This window comes from Streptomyces sp. MB09-02B (assembly GCF_033794485.1).
Lineage (GTDB): Bacteria > Actinomycetota > Actinomycetes > Streptomycetales > Streptomycetaceae > Streptomyces.
On record NZ_JARGEE010000663.1, the window covers coordinates 1 to 3,261 of the forward strand.

The following is a 3,261-nucleotide window of genomic DNA, read 5'->3' on the forward strand; positions in this document are numbered from 1 at the left end:
CTCCGGGTGGGAGCATCTGGCGGCGCTTCGGGGCGCTGTGTCCGCCGGCCGCGGACTCCCCCGGCTCCTTCGCGCCGGGCCAGGCCTTGGCCACCCGGGCGGCCAGGACGAAGTCCTTGCGCAGGGGGTGGCCCTCGAAGTTCTCCGGGAGGAGGAGGTGGTCCAGGCCGGGGTGGCCCTCGAAGCGGACGCCGAACATTTCGTGGGTCTCGCGTTCGTGCCAGGCGGCGCCCGCGTAGATGTCGACGGCGGTCGGGAGGAGGGGCGAGGAGTGGGGGACCGTGGTGCGCAGTAGGAGGCGGCGGACCGGGGCCAGGGCCACCACGTGGGCCGAGACGCGGAAGCCCGTGCCGGGCTCGTCCACCGCGCTCAGCCAGTCGAAGTAGGTGCAGCCCAGGGTGGAGCGGGCCGTGCGCAGCGCCTCGGTCCAGGACGCGGACGGGACGTCCACGGTCAGGACGTCGTAGGACTCCTCGGCCGTGGCCTCGGGGCCGAAGAGCTCCTCGACGGGGGTGGGCAGCCAGCCGGTCACTTGTCCCCCGATTCGGCCGGTCCGGCCTCGGTCGTCGGCGGCTTCACCAGCGCGCTCTGCAGCGCCGCCGTCGACGGGCGGGGGTCGGTGGCGTAGCGCTCGCCCAGGGATTCGCGGGCGATCTTCTCCTGGAGTTTCAGGATGCCCTGGAGGAGGGCCTCGGGGCGGGGCGGGCAGCCGGGGACGTAGACATCTACCGGGATGATCTGGTCGACGCCCTTGGTCACGGAGTAGGAGTCCCAGTAGGGGCCGCCGCAGTTGGAGCAGGCGCCGAAGGAGATGACGTACTTCGGCTCGGGCATCTGCTCGTACAGGCGCTTCACGGCCGGGGCCATCTTGTCGGTCACCGTGCCCGAGACGACCATGAGGTCGGCCTGTCGGGGGCCGGGCGCGAACGGGATGACGCCGAGGCGGATGAAGTCGTGGCGGGCCATGGACGCGGCGATGAACTCGATCGCGCAGCAGGCGAGGCCGAAGTTGAAGACCCACAGCGAGTAGCGGCGGCCCCAGTTCAGGATGACCTTCATCGGCTCGGGGGCGAGGCGGGCGAGCGCGCCCAGCCGCTTCGGCTCCGGGAGGAGGACCGGCTGTGCGGCGCCCGGCTCCGGCGGGTTCACTTCCGGCGTCACGTCCATGCCAGGACGCCCTTCTTGTATGCGTAGAGCAGGCCCACGGCGAGGAATCCGAGGAAGACGAACATCTCGACGAGGGTGGTGGCCCCGTAGCCGGGGTCGGCGAAGACCGTCGCCCACGGGAAGAGGAAGATCGAGTCGATGGCGAAGATGACGTAGAGGAAGGCGTAGACGTAGTAGCGGACCTGGGTGTGGGCCCAGCCCTCGCCGACGGGGTCGACGCCGCACTCGTACGTCAGGAGCTTCTCCCGGGTGGGGACCTCGGGGCGCAGCAGCCGTCCCGCGCCGAAGGCGACGGCGACGAAGAGCACGCCCACGGCGGCGAGCAGTCCGACCACCGAGTAGGACTGGAAGTAGTCCGCCGCTACCGCGACGCCCGTCTGCGCCGCTACGGCGACGGTCGGTTCCGGCACGTCCGTCCCTCGCTCCCTGGCCTGGCGATACGTACGTACGGGATGCGGGACGCCGTACGTGCGTCGCTGTTCGACGATCTGTACGCACGGGAGTCTAGGCCCTGCTAAAGAGAGCGTAAGCAGCCCGTCACAGGTCGGCATGCCCGAGTGCCGTCGTGATCGGGTCGGAAGGGGGAGGTATGGAACGGGGTGGGGTTTTCCCCAGGGTGGCCGGGGCGGTCCGCCTCATGGCGCGGGGCGCGAGCGGGCGGGCAGGCTGGTGGGCATGACCGAACCCCTCTCCTCCCCGACCGGCTCCGGGCGGCCGTACGGTCGTCCGCTGCCGTCCAGTCACACGCCCTCGGACCCGCTGCCGCCCGCGACGTTCGCGTTCGGGGGGCAGACCTGGCGGGAGATCGCGCATCTGCTGGCCAACCTGCCGTGCGCGCTGCTCGGGTTCGTGTACGTGACGACGGTGCTGTTCACCAGCGCTTTCCTGACGTTGACGGTGATCGGTTTTCCGCTGCTCGCCGCCGCGCTGATGGGGGCGAGGCAGCTGGGGCGGCTGGAGCGGATGCGGGCGCGGGCGTTGCTGCGGGTGCGGGTGGACGAGCCGAGTCCGCTGCCGTTCCGTGGGAGAGGGCGGCGGGCGGACGAGGGCTTCTTCGCGCAGGTGTGGATGAGCGTGAAGGATCCGGTCGGCTGGCGGTCGATGTTGTACGAGCTGATCCGGATGCCGTGGGCCGTCACGACGTTCGTCATCACTCTGACGGGGTTGTTCGTGGCGTGGCCGGTACTGCCGTACATCGTGCGGGGCCTGACGAACGTGGACCGGGTGATGGTGCGGTCGCTGTTGTCGCCGTCCGACGAGCTGGAGCGGCGGATCGCCGAACTGGAGTCCGACCGGGGGGTCGTCGTCGACACGGCCGCGGCCGATATGCGGCGGATCGAGCGGGATCTGCACGACGGGGCGCAGGCCCGACTGGTGAACCTGGCGATGGGGCTCGGGCTCGCGAAGGAGAAGCTGCTGGAGGATCCCGACGCGGCCGCCACGATGGTGGAGGAGGCGCACGGCGAGGTGAAACTGGCGCTGCAGGAGCTGCGGGATCTGGCGCGGGGGATCCATCCGGCGGTGCTGACCGACCGGGGGCTGGATGCCGCGTTGTCGGCGGTGGCCTCGCGGTGTACGGCGCCGGTGAAGGTGACCGTGGATCTCGTGGCGCGGCCCGCCGCCGCGATCGAGGGGATCGCCTACTTCACGGTGTCCGAGTTGCTGCAGAACATCAGTAAGCACAGTGGGGCGAAGGCGGCGTCGGTGGATGTGTGGCGGTCCGATGATCGGTTGCTCATACAGGTGTGGGACGACGGGCGTGGGGGTGCGCGGCTCGACGGGGGGAGCGGGATCGCCGGGCTGGCGGAGCGGCTCGACGCGGTGGACGGGTTGTTCGTGATCGAGTCGCCGGTGGGTGGGCCTACGACGGTGACGGCGGAGTTGCCCTGGCGGGGACGGTAGCGCGCGGCGGTGTGGAGGGGCGCCTACTCGTGGTGGGTGCCCCTTCTTCGTGGGCGGGTGCGGGTGAGTGGGGCTTCTCGCGCAGTTCCCCGCGCCCCTGAAAAGCAGGGGCTGCGCCCCGAGCTTTTCGGCCCGCCGCTTCGAGGACCAGGGGTCCTGCGGCTTCGGGGCCCGGGGGTGGGGAAAACCCCC

4 protein-coding genes are annotated in these 3,261 nt (G+C 71.0%); 1 reads left to right on the forward strand and 3 read right to left on the reverse strand.

Going from position 1 to position 3,261, the window contains the following annotated elements:
- The 3 genes from P1P70_RS42470 to P1P70_RS42480 form a co-directional block, all read right to left on the reverse strand.
- On the reverse strand, positions 1-532 hold a 532-nt coding region (locus P1P70_RS42470), incomplete at its 3' end, for an NADH-quinone oxidoreductase subunit C (protein ID WP_319247539.1).
- Positions 529-1,167 carry an NADH-quinone oxidoreductase subunit B family protein gene (locus P1P70_RS42475; protein ID WP_319247541.1) on the reverse strand — a complete coding sequence of 213 codons (639 nt, stop codon included), beginning with the start codon at positions 1,165-1,167 and terminating at the stop codon, positions 529-531. The genes P1P70_RS42475 and P1P70_RS42470, both read right to left, overlap by 4 nt.
- The gene (locus P1P70_RS42480; RefSeq protein WP_045559401.1) at positions 1,158-1,577 is read right to left on the reverse strand and encodes an NADH-quinone oxidoreductase subunit A; all 420 of its coding nucleotides are present in this window, start codon (positions 1,575-1,577) and stop codon (positions 1,158-1,160) included. The genes P1P70_RS42475 and P1P70_RS42480 overlap by 10 nt, the downstream gene beginning before the upstream one ends.
- Before the next feature lie 265 nt (positions 1,578-1,842).
- Between P1P70_RS42480 and P1P70_RS42485 the strand changes: the two genes are divergently transcribed.
- A complete protein-coding gene (locus tag P1P70_RS42485) occupies positions 1,843-3,069 on the forward strand; it encodes a sensor histidine kinase (protein ID WP_319247543.1) in 1,227 nt (408 codons plus the stop codon).
- The last annotated feature ends 192 nt before the right edge of the window (positions 3,070-3,261 follow it).

Coding starts and splice junctions, on each gene's coding strand:
- P1P70_RS42475 (WP_319247541.1), bottom strand. CDS start 1,167: ATGGACGTGACGCCGGAAGTGAACCCGCCGGAGCCGGGCGCCGCACAG.
- P1P70_RS42485 (WP_319247543.1), top strand. CDS start 1,843: ATGACCGAACCCCTCTCCTCCCCGACCGGCTCCGGGCGGCCGTACGGT.